16 protein-coding genes, 1 tRNA gene and 1 pseudogene are annotated in these 19148 nt (G+C 65.0%); 2 read left to right on the top strand and 16 right to left on the bottom strand.

Annotated elements, in window-relative coordinates; genetic code table 11:
• Positions 1-26: 26 nt before the first annotated feature.
• From AC2DGY_RS01890 to AC2DGY_RS01940, 11 genes and pseudogenes are all read right to left on the bottom strand, one after another.
• Entirely contained in the window at positions 27-707 is a 681-nt protein-coding gene (locus AC2DGY_RS01890; RefSeq protein WP_484508005.1) for a response regulator, read from the bottom strand.
• Positions 704-2008 carry a sensor histidine kinase gene (locus AC2DGY_RS01895; RefSeq protein WP_484508006.1) on the bottom strand — a complete coding sequence of 435 codons (1305 nt, stop codon included), beginning with the start codon at positions 2006-2008 and terminating at the stop codon, positions 704-706. The genes AC2DGY_RS01890 and AC2DGY_RS01895 overlap by 4 nt, the downstream gene beginning before the upstream one ends.
• Before the next feature lie 448 nt (positions 2009-2456).
• Entirely contained in the window at positions 2457-3857 is a 1401-nt protein-coding gene (locus AC2DGY_RS01900; RefSeq protein ID WP_484508007.1) for a DUF2079 domain-containing protein, read from the bottom strand.
• Positions 3858-3937: 80 nt separating this feature from the next.
• Positions 3938-5866: an ABC transporter ATP-binding protein/permease gene (locus AC2DGY_RS01905; RefSeq protein WP_484508008.1), complete on the bottom strand. Its 1929-nt coding sequence runs from the start codon at positions 5864-5866 to the stop codon at positions 3938-3940.
• 67 nt (positions 5867-5933) lie between these two features.
• Positions 5934-6467 carry an efflux RND transporter periplasmic adaptor subunit gene (locus AC2DGY_RS01910; protein WP_484510016.1) on the bottom strand — a complete coding sequence of 178 codons (534 nt, stop codon included), beginning with the start codon at positions 6465-6467 and terminating at the stop codon, positions 5934-5936.
• A 318-nt stretch (positions 6468-6785) separates the two neighbouring features.
• Positions 6786-7337, bottom strand: a pseudogene (locus tag AC2DGY_RS01915) (peptidoglycan-binding domain-containing protein); the annotation flags it as partial.
• A gap of 12 nt (positions 7338-7349) precedes the next feature.
• Positions 7350-8321, bottom strand: coding sequence for a hypothetical protein (locus tag AC2DGY_RS01920; RefSeq protein ID WP_484508009.1), 972 nt, complete (start codon positions 8319-8321; stop codon positions 7350-7352).
• Between the two features lie 45 nt (positions 8322-8366).
• The gene (locus AC2DGY_RS01925) at positions 8367-8795 is read right to left on the bottom strand and encodes a peptidase inhibitor family I36 protein (protein ID WP_484508010.1); all 429 of its coding nucleotides are present in this window, start codon (positions 8793-8795) and stop codon (positions 8367-8369) included.
• A gap of 587 nt (positions 8796-9382) precedes the next feature.
• A complete protein-coding gene (locus tag AC2DGY_RS01930) occupies positions 9383-10522 on the bottom strand; it encodes a hypothetical protein (RefSeq protein WP_484508011.1) in 1140 nt (379 codons plus the stop codon).
• A complete protein-coding gene (locus AC2DGY_RS01935; protein ID WP_484508012.1) occupies positions 10497-11099 on the bottom strand; it encodes an RNA polymerase sigma factor in 603 nt (200 codons plus the stop codon). The genes AC2DGY_RS01930 and AC2DGY_RS01935 overlap by 26 nt, the downstream gene beginning before the upstream one ends.
• 436 nt (positions 11100-11535) lie before the next feature.
• Positions 11536-12099 (bottom strand): hypothetical protein, encoded by a 564-nt coding sequence (locus AC2DGY_RS01940; RefSeq protein WP_484508013.1) that lies wholly within the window; start codon positions 12097-12099, stop codon positions 11536-11538.
• A gap of 163 nt (positions 12100-12262) precedes the next feature.
• Between AC2DGY_RS01940 and AC2DGY_RS01945 the strand changes: the two genes are divergently transcribed.
• Both AC2DGY_RS01945 and AC2DGY_RS01950 read left to right on the top strand, forming a co-directional pair.
• Complete coding sequence (locus AC2DGY_RS01945; RefSeq protein WP_484508014.1) at positions 12263-12709, top strand: hypothetical protein; 447 nt, start codon at positions 12263-12265, stop codon at positions 12707-12709.
• 406 nt (positions 12710-13115) lie between these two features.
• Positions 13116-13210 (top strand) — tRNA-OTHER (locus AC2DGY_RS01950).
• A gap of 296 nt (positions 13211-13506) precedes the next feature.
• Here the strand turns inward: AC2DGY_RS01950 and AC2DGY_RS01955 are convergent.
• The 5 genes from AC2DGY_RS01955 to AC2DGY_RS01975 form a co-directional block, all read right to left on the bottom strand.
• On the bottom strand, positions 13507-14229 hold the full coding sequence (locus AC2DGY_RS01955; protein ID WP_484508015.1) for a helix-turn-helix domain-containing protein: 723 nt from the start codon (positions 14227-14229) through the stop codon (positions 13507-13509).
• A gap of 63 nt (positions 14230-14292) precedes the next feature.
• Entirely contained in the window at positions 14293-15270 is a 978-nt protein-coding gene (locus AC2DGY_RS01960) for an ABC transporter permease (RefSeq protein WP_484508016.1), read from the bottom strand.
• A 69-nt stretch (positions 15271-15339) separates the two neighbouring features.
• Positions 15340-16341 (bottom strand): sugar ABC transporter substrate-binding protein, encoded by a 1002-nt coding sequence (locus AC2DGY_RS01965; protein ID WP_484508017.1) that lies wholly within the window; start codon positions 16339-16341, stop codon positions 15340-15342.
• Positions 16342-16401: 60 nt separating this feature from the next.
• The gene (locus AC2DGY_RS01970) at positions 16402-17436 is read right to left on the bottom strand and encodes an ABC transporter permease (protein WP_484508018.1); all 1035 of its coding nucleotides are present in this window, start codon (positions 17434-17436) and stop codon (positions 16402-16404) included.
• Positions 17436-19064 (bottom strand): sugar ABC transporter ATP-binding protein, encoded by a 1629-nt coding sequence (locus tag AC2DGY_RS01975; protein ID WP_484509963.1) that lies wholly within the window; start codon positions 19062-19064, stop codon positions 17436-17438. Before AC2DGY_RS01975 ends, AC2DGY_RS01970 begins: the two co-directional genes overlap by 1 nt.
• Between the last annotated feature and the right edge of the window lie 84 nt (positions 19065-19148).

Below are 19148 nucleotides of genomic sequence, written 5' to 3' on the forward strand. Positions count from 1 at the left end.
ATCGTTCGCAAATTCATCCGTATTGACTATGTGACGTTTCCCGCCAACCCGTTGCGGACTCCCCAAAGCGCGAGCTGGGTGCGGTCATCCAGTCCGAGCTTCTTGAGAGCGGACGCAGTTTGGCTACGGACCGTGTTAACGGACACGCTCAGGTGCCGGGCGATGTCCTCACTTCCGGTCACACCGCCGCTGAGCATCCCCACTACTCGCCGCTCGGCACGGGTCAGACGTGCAAGCTCCTCAGCGTCCACCGCTGGGGGCCGAAGTCGGTGGAGTTCCCTCAGCAGGGTGGGTGTCATGTGAGACGAGATCGTGGCAGTTCCTGCTGCGGCGCCTCGAATGACGTGTAAGAGTTGGTCGCTGTCGTGATTCTTGAGCAAGTAGCCCGAGGCGCCGGCGTCGAGGGCTTCCAAGACGAAAGCGTCCGATACCTCGCTTGTCAGCAGCACTACTCGCGGACTTTCCCCAGGTCCTTCAAGGATGGCCCGCGTAGCTTCAATTCCGTTCAAGCCGGGCATGTGAAGGTCCATCAGCACGACATCGGCACGTTCCGCATGGGCGATAATGACGGCGTCACGCCCGGTGCCCGCTTCACCGATAACCGCGATAGCGTCCGCGTGTTCTAGTCGCATCCGAATTCCGCGTCGGACGATCTTGTTGTCATCGACGATGAGGACGCGTATCGCAGGCTGCCTGGCCATACTCATGCGCGCCCACGCGATTCTTGGGCTTCGTGCATTGGTACCTCCAGCGTGACCAGCCACCCTCCGTCGACGGTGGGGTTCGCGCTGAACGTACCGCCGAGTAGCTGCACCCGCTGCTCGAGCCCCTCCAGACCCCACCCCAGCCCGGGCGCACTTTGCTGCGGCCGGTGGCCCCGCGGCGGGGTATTCGCGACTGCGATTCGCAGCCACTCGGACTCTAGAACTATGTTCACGGCGACTTGGGCGCCGGGAGCGTGTTTTGCGGCGTTGGTAAGGGCCTCCTGGACAGCCCGGTATGCACTCGTAGAGACCACAGGCGGTAGCTCGGACAGATCCCCGGATGTCTCGTAGCTGATCTTCATGCCGCGGCGGCCCCAGTACTGCACCAACTCCTCGACGGAGAGCAGGTCAGGGGTGCGCCCTTCTTGTTCGCCATCGACGGCGCGCAGGTCGCGCAGCGCTCCGTACAGGCTTGCCGATGCGAAACGGCCCTCGGTACGGATGTCCTCGATGAGGGCGAGCGCCTGGTCCGGCTCGCGGCCCTCAATATCGATCGCGGCATCGGCGAGCGACAGAAGCCCCGCGATATGTTGTCCGGCGACATCGTGCAGTTCCTGCGCGATTCGGGTGCGTTCACGACGCAACGCGCCCTCAAGCCGTTCATCCTGCTCTCGCGCCGCTTCCTCAGCAGCAGCTCGTGTACGCGCTACCCTCCTAGACAGGGCCCCCCACCAAACCCCGAGGGCCGTGGCGCCGGCGATCGGGGCAACCAGTGCGAGCGCTCGCTCCAGCACATACCCGGAAACAAGCCCGAGTGGGGCTCCGGTGGACAATGCCCACCCGAGCAAACCGCCCACACCAACGGTGACAACGGCGACGAAGCAAACGGCGGTCACCTTTACCGACCGCTGAGTGGCAAGCAAGAACATCGCGACCGCGACGACAAAGGCCATCGACGTCGTCCAACTAGGGACGCCAAGCGCGACGGTAACCGACAGGTAGATCGCGACAGTGAGCAGCACCGCGGCACCGGGAGCACGGAGGCTGAGCAGCAGCGCAGCAGATTGCGCGGCACAGGCAAGCACAACCATCACGGACAGTGTCGAGAGAGGAAGCGGATGATCCCAAACCGCCTCACCGTTCAGCAGAACGGCCAGAGGGTTGGACAGCACCTGCAGCACTACCATCGCGAAGACGATGAAAGCGAAGACAAGATAGGCGTGTCGACTGCCCAGCAGACGAGTGAGGCGGGTATCTAGGGCTATCTCCGGCAACTGCCTGACGGGCGCGCTGTCTGAGCTCATCGTGTGTTTTCGAAACGCAAGGGTCAACTGAGCGAGAACGTCTGGGCCGTTGTGCGGCCGCTCCACCATCCTGGATGGCACGTCGCCCTTCCCTGTTAAAGCGCTGATTCCGATCCAACGTCCCGGCCTAGGCGTCACTATCACGCAGGTCGAGGCTACCGGCTAGGTACTGTGCGCTCACGCCGGGTGGAGCCCACGCGATGACCTCACCCGGTCTTGGCAGGCAAGTAGCTTGGATGTTCAAGCGGGATGCTGAGTCCGCTGATCGCGGGGCTTTGACGTCGAAGTCGGATGACATCGAGGAGGCCGTGCTGAAACGCAGCACCGTAAGGACCGGCGAGGACCGATTCGCACTCGCCCAGGGCCATGACGTCGAAGATGTCATGGCGGCGACAGTTGCCGCCGTGCGCGCTGACAGAACGGTCACTATCGGAGTCGTGACGCGGGTTCATCGTGCCGTGTTGAGGCAGGCGAGTTCGTAGTCGCTGATCACCTCGACGGTGGTGTAGTCGGCGGTGCTGTGGAGGCGATGCGCAACGTCCAGCACGTGCCCCCACTCTTGAGGCGTGCCGCCTGCGGCGCGGTCGATCATGATGCAGTCTGGTGCGGGGTTGGCGTTGCCGATCCAGTAGACATCGTGGCCGTCGACGAGGTAGCTCATGAGTCCGATGTCCGCCTCGACGCTGGCCCCTTCGGGGACCTTCCCGAGGATGGTCGTGGCCGCTGCGGCCCGCTCGGGCGGCGTCCATGTGCTTGGCGCGACCAGGGCGGCAAGTGGTAGTTGCGGGAGCAACATTATGGCGACGGTGACAGCGACGGCCGTGCCGTGTCGAGCGTAGGAACGCAACCATATCCACCGACTGGAGGGCGCACGTTGGACAGCATCGATGACGACGGCAAATGCGATGGGCATGAGCACGGCGCTGTAGTGCCAAGTCGGCCCCCAGTAGCCATGGTTGGTGGACAGAAACCGCCATGCGAGTGTCGGGACGAGGACGAGAGCGAGCGGTGACCTGAGGACGAGCCCGGCGGTGGTGATCACAAGGAGCGCGAGGGTGTGCCCTTTCAACGGGTCAAACCAGCTTCCGGGGTCGGCGAGCAGGCCGGTGGGGTTGGCGTTCGAGGCGTATGCCCAGACGCCGTCGGGATTGAGCGCGGGCAGGACGAGGAGCATCGCGACCGCGGACCACCCCAGCCCCCATGCGGCAAGCCACAGCGCGGCCGGGGAGCGAGAGAGGTGGGCGATGAGCAGGCCGATCACCAGGACGGTCAGGCCGAGGTCTTCTTTGACGAACACCAGCGGTGCCGCCCAAATCATCGCCGGCCGCCATCGGCGGTCCAGAACGGCGCCGAGTGTACCGGTGAGCAGTGGAACCGCGAGGGCGATCTCGTGGAACTGTGCCTCGGCGGCGTACTGCAGCCCCCAGCTGAGCCCGAACCCGACCCCGAGAAGAGTGCCGCCGGCTGGTGAGCCGAGCCGACGGGACGCGAAGGCGGTGAGCATGCCGGCTGAGGCCCCGAAACAGACGGCTTGGATGACCAACAGCGTGAACGCGTGAGGGAAGAGCGTGAACACCGGGGTCAGCAGAACCAGCAACGGATGGAAGTGGTCGCCGAGGAGATTGAACCCATCGCCTTTGATGTTCACGATCGGCGGCTGGAAGCGCGCGTAGCTCTGGAGAAGCTGGGTGAAGATGCTGAGGTCCCAGGACTTTACGACGACCTGGTTCCACTGCCAGGCCGCGTGGAGGATATATGCCGCCGTCACGATGGCGGCTACTGCGATCGGGGCGATCCACGCGAGAATGCGTTGAGCGTTTGGGGATGCTGCGGGATCCACCGGACTCACGGATGGCCCTCCGGGCGACGTCACCGCTGCCGCTGCGGTCGTTGGAGGCGGAGTGGGCCGCCGGCCGGTGCTGGTCGATCTCATTGGCGTAGCGTGTCGGCGGGGCGAATTCTCGCGGCGCGTACGGCGGCGGTAACGCCGCCGAGGACGCCGATTAGGATGCCCGCGGCGACGGCGAGGGGGCCGAGGCGCAGGTCGAACACTGGTGCCCACTTTTGGGTGAGGGTGATGACGAGGATCGCCACGACGGCGATAGCGAGACCGAGTATTCCTCCCGCGGCGCCGACGTAGGCAGATTCTGCGCCAACGAGCCACGCGATCTGACGGCTGCGAGCTCCGAGGGCCTTGCGCATGCCGATCTCCCCGCGCCGGGTGGTGACGGCGAGCAGCATGGCGTTCGTGAGCGCGGCGATGGCGACCACGATCGCGAGGATCGAGAACGCGATGAGGGTGGTCTGTACGCCCTGTTCCACGGTGACGCGTAGTGCTTTGGCGTCGGTAGGCGCCCGAATCGTCACGGTCTCGGGCGAGTAGGGGTTCACGGCGATCGGTGTCTGTCGAGCGACTTGCTGTGCGGCGCCGGCGGAGGTGAGCAGTACGGCGCTGGTCGTCTTCGGGTTGTCAAATCCGGGTGTGTTCTCGGGGACGAGGATTTCGCCCCGCAGCAGCGGGAGTCTTGGGGATTCTTGGATGATCCCCGCCACCTGGAACGCGAATCGGTCGATGGTTACGACGGGGCCGCTGTCCAGGGGGCCGAGTTCGAGGAGCTCGGCGAGTTGTGCGCCAATGAGCACTTCGCCTGGGGTGAGCGGCCTGTCGGCGCGCCAGGTCGGGTAGCGGATGGTGAGGCGCGCTGCGGCCTCGATGTCGCCGGAGTACGTGTGTGGCTGAATCATGCGGGCACCAGCCACACTGGCGACAGCGACCGGGTCGAAGTCCGCGATCGCGGCGGCCGCATCGACTCCCGCGAGCTTTCCGGTCCGTGAAGGGATGTCGGTGAGGGCGGCGGACTGCGAGTCGGGGCCGTTGTTCCAGGTGGCGGTGACCTCCCGGTTGAGCTGCGCATCGAATGCAGAGGAGACCTGGGCGCCGGCGGAGGTGGAGATTCCGAGCGTGGTCAGGGTCAGCGCCACTGCGATTGAGACGGCCAGGCATAGTACGGATGTCTGCGCTGGGCGCGACCGCACCGAGCGCCACGCATCCCTTAGGACGTCATGTGCACGCAACCGTGGGTGCCTTTGATCCCGCGCGCGCTGCTCTGGGTCCGCGGAAACCCCACCCAGCAGCGCATTGAGGGGAGAGTCCGTTGAGGTCTGCTCGGAACTCGCTTGGGCTTTCGCGGGTCCGTCCGTGCCGATTGCCGCGGTCGTAGCCGGTGTTGAGGAGGAAGGTTCGCGGCGGGAATCTGACACGACCCGCCCGTCCTGGATGCGCAGTTGCCGGTCGGCGGCAGCGGCCACGTCGGGGGAGTGGGTCACGACGATCACGGTCGCCCCGGCCCTGTTTAACGCCTGCAGCTCCCCGAGGATGATCCGCGCGTTCTCGCTGTCAAGATTGCCGGTCGGTTCGTCTGCGAGTACGACTCGGGGATCCGACGCGATGGCTCGGGCGATCGCAGCGCGCTGCTGCTGACCGCCAGACAGATGGGACGCCTGCTCCTCTGCCCGCTCCGCGAGCCCCACCTTCTTCAGTGCGGCGATCGCAGGCGCAGTACGGGCGGTCACGCCCCGGTACATGAGCCCTAGCTCCACACTGTCGCGCACTGGCCTGCTAGGCAACAAGTGGAATGCCTGGAAGATGAAGGCGAACTGCGTGCTGCGGATTCCGGCGGTTGCCGTCCCTTCCCGCGAGGGCAGCCGTGCGCCGTCAAGCCGGTACTCGCCGCCGTCGGGGAAATCGAGCAGCCCCAGCACATTCAGCAGGGTCGACTTTCCACCCCCGGACGGTCCCACGATCGCAACGAACTCACCCTCCCAGATGCGCAGGCTCACTTCGTCGAGCGCCACCACTGACGGAGCGTGCGCAGACGAGTACCGCCGAGAGACGCGACGCAACTCCAGTACAGGCACAGCCCCCTTACCCAACCCGGACGTCATCGCCCTCCGCCAGCGCGTCCGCGTCGTATGGTGCGACCGCAGTCATTCCCTGCAGCGAGCCTGCCACGGCCACGAGTACCTCGGTGAGGGACCCATCGGCCTGCCTCTTCACGACGACACCGCGCCCTTCTCCACGTCCCACGACTGCGGCCGTGGGCACGATGAGAGACTCCTCGGCGACGACCGCGGTCAGCACCTGTACCGTCACCGTCGTCCCGCGCTCGGCCGCCAGTACGGCAGGATCCGTCTCGAATGAGACTGTCAGCACGCTCGGACGAGGGGCGCCGTCCTCGCCCGGCGGCTGTGCCTCGGTGGATGCGACGACCGCGTCCACCTGCCCGGAGCCTGAGACGACCGTCACGGGGTCGCCCTGCGTCATCCCCGCCGCTTCCGCCTCCGGCACCTCGGAGCGGACGATCAGCGCGGTCGTCCCGAGCGTCAGATCGGGGGTTTCCCCGCCGACGTGCGCTCCGATCGCCGGGGCGGTGATAACCGTCGCGGGAAGGGAGGGCACGGCCAGTAGCTCGCTGAGGGGAACGAACGCATCGACTACGGGCTTCGATGCCGCGCCTGAGTCCGGCGCCGCGGAGTCGCCTGCCGCTCCGGAGTCGCCTGCCGCTCCGGAGTCGCCTGCCGCTCCGGAGTCGCCTGACGCTCCGGAGTCGCCTGACGCTCCGGAGTCGCCTGACGCTCCGGAGTCGCCTGCCGCTCCGGAGTCGCCTGCCGCCCCGGAGTTGCCTGACGGGCTCGGGGCCCCGGACGAATCTGGGGCTGTCGTGTTCGTCGTCGGCCGCTGCCGCGTGGGAGCCACATACCCGGCGTCTCGGTACCAACGCGCGACCGCCCGAGCAGTTTGTGCGCCGTAGGTCCCGTCCACACCACCCAGATAGCCACGCTCGACGAGCGCCTCCTGCAGGACACGGACATCCGCTCCCTCATCGCCGAAACCGACATCACGGAAGAAGTCAAAGGGAGATGCCACAAGGAACACCGGCCGTGTGTTCACCTCCGTCAACAGCTCGCCCGAACTCACTCTGCCGCCCGCTGGGGCAGCCTTGCCCGTGACCACGCTTTGTGCCGCATCCGACGCCGTCAGCGTGAACCCCGCTTCGTTGCTAAAGGCGATCGTCCCCGGATACGAGCGCTGGTCGGAGAGGCTCCCCGTTGTGACAGCGGCGAACACCGGCTGGGGCGGAGGAGCCGAGGCATTCGCCTCGCGCTGCGCTGGCGACTGGAATACCGTGGCAGCCACCCAGGTTCCCGCCACCAACGCGACCGCCGTTACCACCGCTCCGACCATCAGTAGTGGCCGTCGCCACCGGTACGGGCGCGACGTCCCTGACACGCCTTCCGCTGCTGGCTCTCCCTCCGGCGCCACCTCCATCGCGCTCAAGCGTCAGGCCTTCGGCGCATTTGCGGCGATGATCTCCCGCACTGCCGCCTCACGAGCCTGTACCGCATCGCGGATGCCGTCCAGCTTCGCCCGCTCACGCTCGACCGCTGTCTCCTGCAACGCCCACTCCGTCGCGTAAATCGCCTCCGAGAAGCCGCTCGAATCCAGGCAGGTGGCATGGGCCACTGCCACTTCCGACTCACGCGCCGACGGTTCCACCGTCTTCACCGGGGGGATCGAACCGAGCTCCTGCTGCAATTCGAAGCTCGGAAACTCGTTTGGATTATCCGGGAGCTGTCCGAACCCCTGCGGTTCCATGCAGGACCGCCAACGGGCGGCAGCGTCCTGCACGCCAGGATCGAAGAACGCGTCCTCTTGGATCTGAGCGATTAGCCCCGCGACGAAGATCGTGTCTTCGTTACTAACGATCGGATGCTCTTGGCGGATGCCCGCGAGGCATTCGTCAAAGGCATCTTGGAACCCCGGCTCGGTCGGCTGGTACATCAGGAAGGTCTCCCAAAGCTGGGAACTCCTCGATGGTGCGACATTTGTCCGGAAGCCGTACTTCTTCGCAATCTCCAGATTGAACACCCGACGTCCGGCGGGGTTGAACACGGGTGATAGGGGTTCCTCGATGTCCTGCCACGGCACCGGCCAATCAATGCCCTTCTCTCCGAGGCAGGATGCGAGCAGCAATTGCTCCGCGTAGTTATCCAGGTTGCCGAACGTCGGCACGAACTCATCCAGCGGCAATGCCCACAACGCGATGTTCTTTACTCCAGAAGGTGACGAGTTCGGCGTTGCCGAACTCGTCACCTCGCCGCCCTGCCACACCGCATTCGGGTCGGTCAGGCGGGGCGCTTTCGTTTCCGGAGTGCACCCGGCCAGCGCCACCATGCCAGCACACAGTGCCAACAGAACTGCTGTCGCCCTGACACGACCTTGGTGCTTGTCTTCAGCACGACCATCGTTCATACGGTTCAGTTTTCGCACTTCTCAGACTTCGCACTTCCCGCCCTGCTACGTGCAGAGGCCGCTACTGGGGTTGTTGACGCAGAATGAGAACCCACCAGAGGTCGCCGCGTCGTCAGCGACACCGAGATTGGCAATGCCCGTCTTCATGGGGAAGCTGGCTGCCTGGCTGGTGAAGTTGAGGTTGTAGAACAGGTAGCTCCACTGCGTGTTGCCGTTGTTGTACACCGACGTCACGTTGTCGTTGAGCGATCCGTTGTTGAAGTCGAAACTGTAGTTCCGGAAGTCGCGGATTCCGTTAGTGAAGTTGACGAAAATCCAGCCGAGCCCAGCCGTCGCGTAGTCGGCATCCCTCCAGAGACATGTTTGTCCGGACGGGCAGTCGCTCGGGGCGGCGGACGCCGGCGCCGCGACCCCGAGTACACCGACGGTGGCGAGTGCTGCAGCGGCGGCGACTCCTCGGATCCGGCGGAGCATTCGTGGACGAGCGGGTTTGACAGCAGACTTCATAGCAGGCATAACCGTCCTCACTAGTCGATGATCAAAGCGAACATGTTGGTGGAGATCTTGAGCGATCTCCCGCCGGTCAAACGCATTTCTTTAGGACAACGAGGCGCTCGGTGGTTAGCGTTGGGGCGTCTCATCGAGCAAGAGAGTATCGATGCGTTTGGATGCTCGCCTGTAGTCCTTCTGGGGGACACAGCACCACGTGGAAAGGTGCGGTCAGTCACTAATGAGTTCCCACTAGGAATTCGTGAGCGATTTGCACGCGTTATACGCGTCTCACACCTCACATTGATCGCTTCGAGCCGTTCGAGATGTTCTCGCTTTTCGTCCATTTGGACTACATGTGACGCACAACTCCCGCTCTACAACAGTCCGCGACTTCTGCCGGTCGCGTTTGGAGAGTCCGTTCGGCGCTACATCGCTCCCCTTACTAGCATCGTCGCTAGCTGGGCCCCCTAGGCAATGCCTCGGTATCGGCGGACACCCGGAATCGATCGATTCCACTGAGCGCGCGACTGATCGGCTCACGGTTCAAACCCTCAGCGAGATGGCCTCCATCAGGGTGTAGGTGCCCCGTCGACGACGGATATCTCGATCTGCCACGATGCCCAAGGAACCCCCGCTGGCATGAGACTCGTCGAGCGGTGAGGATAGCTCTCCCGGATCCCGACAATCTGCCCAGTGCTGGTGTCGATGTCCAGCTCGGACACCAACAAGTCTCCGAACTTTCCCCCCGCGCCGAGTTCGGTTGGCAGTGCGAGCGTCGTGATCGTCCCGCTAGTTGCGGACACATCGACATTGCTGAGCAGGCCGAGAACGCGCAAGGACGCTGCTCGCAAGTCCCTCGGCATCAGGTTGGTTCGGAGTCCCTGGCCGATGCTCTGGAACACGTACCAGTCGTCCGATGAGGTTCCCAAGTTCTCCCGATACCAGGTCAGCAGTTGCTGCGGGTCTCTCGGCATCTCGTCGTAGAACGGCCGGAACCGGTCGTAGTACCCGACCTCCTCGTCAACCGGGGGCGCGGTGTCTCCGCTGCTCGCCGCACCGGGCGGGGGAGTTACCCGCGGCGTGCTTCCGTATGCCCCGCTTACGTCAGCTCCCTGCGGAAGTACTCGGACCCGCGCGGGATCCGCGTCCGTCCCCGCCGCCGCCATCTGGTCGTACCCTGTTTGGGCTCGCGGGTCGCCCCACGCCTCGACCACCTCGTTCGGCGCCCGGTCGTCGAGGATCCAATCCTCGCTGCGGTCGCTAGGTACATACAGGTCTCGGACGTCGCGTACCTGAACTGCGCCTTCCGAGGTGGGAAGTGTGGCTGTGTTGGAACCGGCCTCGGCATCCCACAGCGACACCAGCTCATAGGTCTCGCGCACTCTCAGGTACTGACCGGGACCAACCACCGGATCCTCGGCCTCGATTACCACTTCGGCTGCGTCGTTCAAGACCTCGACAGCAGCCGCCGACGCTGGCTGCGCCACCACGGGGGCCGCCAGGCCGGCAATGATCACGCTTGCCACGACGACCGCGGTGGACAAGCCTCCCATCGCCGCGGTGCCGCCCCACACCCAGCGGGAGCGAACGCGTCGCTCCGGCGCGGCAGCCAGCTCGGTCAGGACTCGCGCCCGCGATCGGGCGATTCGAGCAGGACTCGCGGGATCCGGCGTTTTCTCGATGTCACGCACCAGCGCGAATACTCGCATGATCGATCTCCTTTGCTATCCAGGTCAGCCGAGCAGAGTCAGACCCCGGTGGGGCGAGTTTCCGTCTGATGCGGTGAAGACGCGACCACACGGTGCCCACGGGCACGTGAAGTGCCTGCGCGATCTGCTCTGGCGTGAGGTCGGACCAGGCGTACATGAAGAGGGTGTTGCGCTCTTTCGCAGACAGCGCCGCGATGCGCGGCGCGAGAGCCCCGATCGCGGCCGCAGCGTCCAATCGCCCGGTGGCCTCGTCGATCCCACCGCCGCTGGTCGTTTCGCCTCGTCCGGCAGCCGCTTCTACTGCGCGCCAGTGCCGCGCCTCAGCCGCGCGGTTCTTGGCTGCCACTCGGGCAGCGATTCCCAGGAGCCACGGCCGAGCCGACTCCCAGGTGTGATCGAACGACCCCCGCCGACGGAACGCGATGAGAAACGTCTCGCTCAGCGCGTCCTCAGCAGCTTGCGCCCCCAACCGGCGCCGCAGGAATGACTCGACCGCCTCGGCATGCCGGTCAAAGACTTCGGCAAACGCCTGCGGAGCTCGCTCGGCACGTTTGAGGATGTCACTGTCGGTGCTCACACTAAGTATTCCCTCCGGAACGGTAATCCCTTCCATCTTTTGTGTCGGAGGAAGCGAAAACGATGATCTGTCGCGCACTGAGTGGCTTCGCGCAAAGCTACAGCCGGTCATCTCAACCGCCCCGCCCCGCCGCGCATTAGGCACCAGGGCATGCGCTGTGTGACCTGAAGGTGGGCCTTTCCACGATCGCTCGAAGCTGATCGATTCCGTCACGAGCCATCAACGCTCTCCTGCGACAGGCCGTTCCTCGCCTGTCCGGGTAGGTGAGGCCGTTAGAGCATCTGCTGGGAGTTGGCAGAGTGGCACCACGGGGCGGTGATGACTAGGCCCGATCGCGACTTCGCTCGACTCATCAAGCAGGTGCGGCGAGCGCTCAAAGAACTGAATGTGCCGAACGTCTACCGCACCATCGCGTTGTGCGTCCTCGAGGCGACCACTACCGCTCTCCGTCGGCGAACCCTGCTCGTTCACGACGAGCGGATATACGTCCCCTGGAACAGGTCGGTCCGGGCGCCCTAGAAAGCGGATACAACAAGAGTTCAAATCCCACCGTCACCGCCGTTCCCCCAAGATCAGCGCCGAGCAAGTGGTCGGAACTAGGGGAGGGGCGCGGGTCCTCGATGCGGGCGTAAGTCGAACGCATGTCTTCTGTGACCTCGTCGCCCAGTGCCCGCACCTGACTCAGGCTGGGCTGTCGGCCCGCGACGTGGGGCACGAATCGGATGGTCTGCTCGATAAGTGACGCGTCAACCTCCACGGCTTCCACGATCTCGAACTCCCTGTCGAATACCGCCAGGAGCACGCCCTCGATCACCTCGGTCGCCCTCGGGTCGTCGCCATCGAAGAACCCATCGTCACGTATCGAGCGGCCTTCGGCGATGCCCTCGGCGATGGTCCTCCCAGCGAGGTCGAGCACGGTCGCGACGCGCTGTTCCTGGCGCGGGCTGAGCACGCGCAGCGCGAAGTCATCGCCGACCTGAGCAAGCGTCCCCCCGACCATCGCGCCGCCGAGCGGATCTCCGATCTGGGCTCCGATCGTCGCACGAGTCCGGCGCCGAGTGCGGACGCGATCCGGCTCACGACGCCCGGAAGCTCCTTGTCCTGTTCCCCCATAACGGACACGGGAGGGGTCGCCCGCGACTAAGCGCGGTTAGGCTCGCGGCGTGATACTCGCCGCCATCCTCAGCCCATCCGCGACCGTGACGACGGCGGCGACAGCCGCGGCGGTCGATCCGACGGCCCTCGCGTTGCTGTCGATCTTCGGTGGCGTGACGGTGACTGTCCTCGCGGGCCTGCTCGGGGCGTGGATTCAGGCCCGCCGCGAGCACCGGGTCTGGCTGCGTGAGCGGCGGTACGAGGCGTACGTGGCGGTGGAGCGCGGGCTGGACGTGTTGCGTGCCAACCTGATCGTCGGACAGCAACCGACCCGCGCCCTCGTAGATGAGGTGTCGGGACTTGCGGCGCCCTTCTCGATCGTCGGTCCGAAGTACGTCGATGAGGCCGCGGGCAACGTCCTCACCGCCATCGTCACGGGGGACTATCCCGCGGTCGAGGACCGGATGGACAAGTTCGAAGCGGCGGCGCGGAAGGCGCTCGCCGTGCGCTACTGACCGGCGTGTAGCGGCGGTCGCCTCGTCGCCGTCCGGGCAGACTGTGAGCGTGCCGATGCCCTCGCCTTCCCCGTCGTTTTCGTCCGCCACGGCCTATCCGCGGGTGTGGTCGGTGGACGCCATGATCGCAGGGGCACTTGTTCTGAAGTGACGGCGCTTAGTCTCGAGTGCAGAACGCCAAGCCGGGCGGCGGTGCCCCTGCCGGGGGTACGACCCCCGGCTGATGCTGGAGAACCATCCGCGCGAGAGCGGTCCGCGTCAAGTGACCCCCAGGTGACCCCGAGCATCCTGAGCTGAAGTTCGGGCTACGTGTTTCGGTGAAGGAGGAGTGCGAGCGGTCCGAAGAGATAATTCTGATAAAGGCCTGGTCAAAGTCAATAAAGTCGACAGACATCGGGGGTTGGTCGCGGAGGATGGGCGGGGGAACGGCCCGCAATGAGCACCCTGCTAAGGTGGAGTCCCCTTACGGGGACCGAGGGTTCGAATCCCTCCGTCTCCGCAGAAAATCCCCCGGTCAAACATTGGTTTCCTGCGCGTGGGATCCTTGCTCGCTGGCGTCTTACGGCCTCGGTGGGGGACACCTCCACTCCGAGCGTCCCCAACGCCTTCCGATTGCGGCAGGCATGCGGCGTTCGATTGCGCCCCACCGCAGCGCACAGAGGTCTCCGACACGGCTAGCGGCGCCTGGATCTGCGTTTCCGGCGCGGCTGGGAGCGCTGTCCGCGTCCGGAAACTTTACCGCCGCTGTTCCTCAGGCGAGTTCGACAGGAAACCACGGTTCGCACGTAGCCGTGAAGTCATCGGAGACGGTCCATTGCATGGAGAACATCAACCGCGGAGTTGATCTGCGGCACCTGAGCTCGGGTGTCACTTCCGAACGCCGGCGGGACTTCGTCCGTGTACTCGCGCCGACCAACGACGAACCAGAGACCGCGCGCTGGTATGGAGCCGCGATTGATGTACGTGTGCGGGCGCACCGAGTCGAAACTGAGCGAGTCTCCCGGCCCTAGGACGACTTCCTCGAATTCCAGGCGGACGGTCAACTCTCCGCTCATGATGTAAGCGTGCTCGACCCCACTGTGCCGCATCATGCGGCCTTCGATTGAACTCGATGCGCCCGGCTCGTAGATGACGAGCATCGGGTCGACGTTTCCCCCCGCGAGTGCGGACAGACGCTCCCAGCGCACGCCTTTCTCCATCTCGATCACGGGGTTCTCCGACGAGCGCTGATAGAAGGAGTGCCTCGTCCCGCTGCCGACGGGGCGCGGGACGGGGTGCGGCTCTGGTGGCGCAGAGGACGGCGGCGTGGCTTCGGTTCGTTTGGCCATGAGATCGTCGTGCGAGACGCCGAGGTAGTTCACGAGCGCGTAGAGGGTGCTGACCGACGGCGACGTCTTTCCGGTTTCGACCTGCGAGACCAGACTCGCCGAGACCCCGACCGCGCTGGCGACTGCCCGAACGCTCAAGCCGCGCGCCATGCGTGCTGCTCGGAGTTGCGCGCCGATCTCGCTAACGATCATGAACACCCACTTCGGAGAGGCGGTACAAGCAGAACGCGCGCTCGTCGCCCGTGGCTCGCCGATCTACGCCACGGCACGACGCGATTTCGACCACCGCCGGGTGAGCGTGGTTCCCAGGAGGATCACGACACCCAGCACAATCGCCTGATCCCAGAACTGGAAGCCCATGAGGCTCATTCCGCTGGCGAGCATCGTGATGACGAGGGCGCCGAAGACTGTTCTCACCACGCCGCCGTGTCCGCCGACGAGAGCGGTGCCGCCGATGATGGCTGCAGTGATCGCTTTGAGCAAGAGGTCGTCACCCGACGCCGGATTCCCCGACCCGAGCCGCATCGCGAGCATGATGCCGGCGATGCCGCTGAGCAGCCCGGCGAGCGTGTAGGTGATGAATTTCACTCGCGGCACGTCAATTCCGTTGAACCGCGCCGCGGTCTCGTTTTGACCCACCAGTCTCACATAGCGGCCGAACCGTGTCTTGGCCAGCACCACGGCCACGACAGCCACGATGATGACGGCGAGCACGAAGAGGTTCGGGACGGCTGCGAAGAAGCCGCGCCCGTAGACCGTGGCAGCGTCAGGGAGTCCGCCGACAGCGGCGGCAGTGCCCCCGGAGCCGGCCGTGATTGCCGCCGCGAGGTAGGCGATGGCTCTGACCACGAGCAGCATGCCGAGAGTGAGCACGAATGGCACGAGCCGGGCGTACCCGATGAGCACGCCGTTGAGCGCACCGACGATTGCCCCGATCGCGACGCCGACCAAGACACCCAGGACTACGTTGTCCGTCGAGCTCATTGCGATGGCAGCCCCGACCGCGGAGCACGCCACCACCGAGCCGACCGAGAGGTCTAGACCGCCGATGAGGAAGACGAGAGTGGTCCCGGTCGCGGCCACGATCAAGACCGACGAGTCTCGGAGGATGTTGAAGAGGTTCGTCGATGAGGTGAAGCCGTTCGCCAGGAGCGCGAAGGCTATGAAGGCGATGATGAGCACGGGAATCATCGGAGCGTTCCGGAGCGTTCCGGTCGCCAGTCGACGGATCATGATGGGTCTCTTCCTCATGTGACAGTGGTGGGTGGCCGGCGCCGTGGACGCCGGCCACCGAACGAGTGCTTAGTTGCAGCCCCAGACGAGCGACGCGTTCTCTTCGACGTCGGCCGGCGTGTACGGCGTGCCGGGAAGGAAGTCCGCGGAGTCGGCGGGCTCGCCGTTTGCTGCCTTGACCGCCTCCTCGAGCGCGCGCATGGTCATCTCCGGGATCGGAGTCGCGATGTCCATGTCGACGTAGCCATCTCGGACGCCCTTGCAACCATTGGGATCTCCATCGATTGCGACGAGGGCAACGTGCCCGGGCTCACCGACTTTGAACAGCTTGTTGGCGGCCGTCAAGGCCGAGATGGCGGGGGGCAACTGGCCGTCGGTCGGGATGAAGATCCCGCCGAGGTCCGAGTGCTGCTGAAGAGCGTTCTGAATGCCCGTCAGCGCGGGCTCCGGCTTCCAGTCGGTGGGGACGGATGCGACGATCTCGATGTTTGCCGCATCCTTGACACCGTCTTGCAGGCCCTGTGAGCGTCGAATGCCATTGTCGTTGTTGAGAGCTCCCTGGAGTTCGAGGAGCTTGAAGGGCTGCCCGGCAGCGATCTCCACGAACTTCTTGCCCGCCGCCAAGCCGTCAGCGTAGGGGTCGCCGCCGACGTGGTAAGGCACCCAGTCCGTCTCGGCCGGCGCCTGGTCAAGCGTGACGATCGGAACACCTGAGGCATCGGCCGAGTCGATGTCGGCCTTGATCGCCTGGATGTCGCTCGGAATGGCGACGATGGCTTTCGCGCCCTGAGAGATCAGGGTCTGAATCTGGCTCGACTGCGTCTGCGCGTCGAGTTGAGCTACCTGATAGACGAGCTTCACTCCGAGCTCTTCGGCGGCAATGTCCAAGTACTTCTGCTCGCCTTCTCGGAAAGCGGTCAGGTTGTCCAGCGAGACACCGATGGTGGTCTCCCCGTCAGCCGAGTCGCCGCCTGACCCCGACGAGCCAGGTGCTTCTGAGCTGCAGCCGGAAAGAACGACGGCGACGGCGACGGCGCCGAAGACGACGGAGGATGCGAGAGACTTTCTCATGTCGATACCCTTCATTGCGTACTGTGAAGTACGTACTGTGTGAACGCCGAGGCGTGGAGCCTAGGCGCGGACCCCGGCCGATGCGCTATCGGCGAGGAACTCTTTCTGCTTCGTGCGGCGACGCAGTTTGAGCCGGTCTGTGGCGATGGAGTCGGCGAGAACTGCAATCACGAGGACGAGGCCGCGAACGACGTCGTAGATGTAGATCGATGCATTGATGCTGTTCAGCCCGTTGTCGATGATCGTCAGCAGCAGAGCGCCGAGTGCCGTCCCGACGATCGAGCCCTTGCCTCCGAAGAGACTCGTCCCGCCCACGATCACAGCCGTGATGACGGTGAATTCGTAATTGACGCCCAGCGACACCTGGAGCGTGCCGATCTGGCCGACGGTCAGGATGCCCGCGATGACGGCGCACACGGCCGAGATCAGGTAGACGGCCAGTCGAAGTCGCTTCACGGGCAGCCCGGACTCGCGCGCGGACCGCTCCGAGCCGCCCAGAGCCACGATTTGGCGCCCGAAGACGGTGCGGCGCATCACGAGTGATCCGAGGAGGACGGCGAGGACGGCGAGGATGATGGGCAGCGCGACGCCGAAGATCTCGCCTCGCCCGAGCGCGGTGATCGGGCCGGCAGCGGCGCGGTCACCTGCGCCGCTGATGTGCAGGGCGACTCCGCGGTAGAGAGTAAGGGTTCCGAGCGTGACCAGCAGCGGATGCACGCGGAGCACGTTGATCATCAACCCGTTGAAGAGGCCGCAGGCGACACCGACCGCGATTGCGATCACGTACGTCCAGATCGATGATTCGCCGGCGGCCGCCGAGGTCACGCCAGAAGCCGTAATGGCGACCACCATCGCGAGATTGATCAGGGAGCCGATGGAGAGGTCGATGCCGCCGGTCATGATCACGAAGGTCATCCCGACCGCGGCAATGATGGTCGGCGAGGCCTGGAGGAAGATGTTGCCGACGTTGCCCGGGCTGAGGAACGACGGCGACTGGAGCCCGAACACCAGAGCAGCGACCACGATGACGCCGACGAGCACCAGGGACTGCACGGGAAGGCGCACCCGTCCGCCGCGAACTGTAGTACCGGTCATCACTTGCCTCCCGAAGATGCTGCGCGGAGTATCGCCGTCGCGTCGAACTGCGAGCGTTCCAGCGAGGCGGCGATCCGCCCCTGCCGCATCACGAGAATGCGGTCGCTCATCGTGAACAGCTCCGGCAAATCGGAGGAGACCACGACCACCCCGACGCCTTGCGCCGCCAAAGCGAACACGGTCTGCTGCACCTGCGCCTTCGCGCCGACGTCGATGCCCTTGGTGGGCTCGTCCAACAGGCAGACCTTCGGACGCAGGGTCAGCCAGCGGGCCAGGATGGCCTTCTGCTGGTTGCCTCCCGAGAGCGACCCGAGGTCCGCCTCGATACCGTCGGTTTTCACGTCGAAGTCGGCCACCATGTCGGTGGCGAGGGCGCGTTCGACCTTGCTTTTGATCCAGCCCCACTTGCTGGAGATGCGATCAAGCATCGCCGAGGTCAGATTTTCACGCACTGAGCGCTCCAGGAACGCCTGCTCCTCCCGGCGGTCCTCGGAGACGAGGACGAGGCCGCGCCTCCGGGCACGCGAGATGGAGCGTTTCTCGAACGGCCCGTCTGCGAGCCGCACGCGTCCTGTGGCCGGGCGAATACCAACGATCGACTGCATGAGTTCGCTGCGACCGGCTCCCGTGAGACCCGCGATGCCGACGATCTCCCCCGAACGCACCGACAACGACACATCATCGAGGAGGTAGTCGTCACTCAGACCTTCCACCGCCAACACGACCGGGCTCTGGGCGGTGACGTTGCTCGAATCGCGTGTGACCTCGCCGAGTTCCCGCCCCACCATGGCTTCTTCGATCTGGTGCGTGGACAGGTCCCCCGCCTCCGCCACGACGACGATCGCGCCGTCGCGCATCACGGCCACCCGATTACCCACGGCGGCGACCTCTTCGAGGAAGTGCGTGACGTGGATGAGTGCATACCCCTGATCGCGGAGTCGGCGCATCACCGTGAACAGCTGCTGGCGCTCGTTCAAACTCAAGGATGTCGTGGGCTCGTCGAGCACAAGAACGCTGGAGGAGACCTGGATCGCTTTGACGATCTCGACGAGCTGCCGCTGGCCGAGGGGCAACTCACTGACGAGCCGGGAGGTATCGAGTTCGACGCCCAGGAGGTCTCGGAAGAGTTCGTCGGTGCGAGCTATAAGCCCCTTCTCGCTCACGATGCCGACGCGCGAACCCAGGGACCGGATGTTGACGTTCTCGGCCACCGAGAGATTGGGGAAGAGGCTCAACTCCTGGTGAATCGCACCGAGGCCGAGTTCGACAGCCCTGTCCGCGTTCCATCGCGGTTCCGGGGTCCCGGCGAACGAGATCTCACCCGAGTCGGAGGGGATGAGGCCGCAGAGGATATTCTTGAGGGTCGATTTACCGGCGCCGTTCTCGCCGAGCAGGATGAGCGTCTCGCCGGCGTACACGTCGAGGTCGAGGCTCTTCAGAACCGTCGTGCCTTCGAAGGCCTTGCTCACGCCGCGGAGACTTAGCAGCGGCTCGGCGCGGGTTGCGGGTATCTCAGATGACATGAACTGGAACTCCAACTCGATACAACCTTGTGATCGTAGAGACGACCGTACATTAATACTGCACGGCCTCACAAATAAGACTGCACAGTTCGGCGTCTTGTCCATCACCAATGAACACTGTGCGACAATTGGTGCGCCGAAGGCCTCTGCATGTCTGGATCAGGCGGAGCGGCTGGAGGCGGACAATGT

It is taken from the genome of Microbacterium sp. Z6_144 (assembly GCF_057197625.1).

Bases quoted from the DNA above. Each gene is read 5' to 3' on its own strand.
- AC2DGY_RS01890 (WP_484508005.1), bottom strand. From the start codon at position 707: ATGAGTATGGCCAGGCAGCCTGCGATACGCGTCCTCATCGTCGATGAC.
- AC2DGY_RS01895 (WP_484508006.1), bottom strand. From the start codon at position 2,008: ATGAGCTCAGACAGCGCGCCCGTCAGGCAGTTGCCGGAGATAGCCCTA.
- AC2DGY_RS01920 (WP_484508009.1), bottom strand. From the start codon at position 8,321: ATGAACGATGGTCGTGCTGAAGACAAGCACCAAGGTCGTGTCAGGGCG.
- AC2DGY_RS01925 (WP_484508010.1), bottom strand. From the start codon at position 8,795: ATGCTCCGCCGGATCCGAGGAGTCGCCGCCGCTGCAGCACTCGCCACC.
- AC2DGY_RS01930 (WP_484508011.1), bottom strand. From the start codon at position 10,522: ATGCGAGTATTCGCGCTGGTGCGTGACATCGAGAAAACGCCGGATCCC.
- AC2DGY_RS01940 (WP_484508013.1), bottom strand. From the start codon at position 12,099: ATGGTCGGGGGGACGCTTGCTCAGGTCGGCGATGACTTCGCGCTGCGC.
- AC2DGY_RS01955 (WP_484508015.1), bottom strand. From the start codon at position 14,229: ATGATCGTTAGCGAGATCGGCGCGCAACTCCGAGCAGCACGCATGGCG.
- AC2DGY_RS01960 (WP_484508016.1), bottom strand. From the start codon at position 15,270: ATGATCCGTCGACTGGCGACCGGAACGCTCCGGAACGCTCCGATGATT.
- AC2DGY_RS01965 (WP_484508017.1), bottom strand. From the start codon at position 16,341: ATGAGAAAGTCTCTCGCATCCTCCGTCGTCTTCGGCGCCGTCGCCGTC.
- AC2DGY_RS01970 (WP_484508018.1), bottom strand. From the start codon at position 17,436: ATGACCGGTACTACAGTTCGCGGCGGACGGGTGCGCCTTCCCGTGCAG.
- AC2DGY_RS01975 (WP_484509963.1), bottom strand. From the start codon at position 19,064: ATGGACAAGACGCCGAACTGTGCAGTCTTATTTGTGAGGCCGTGCAGT.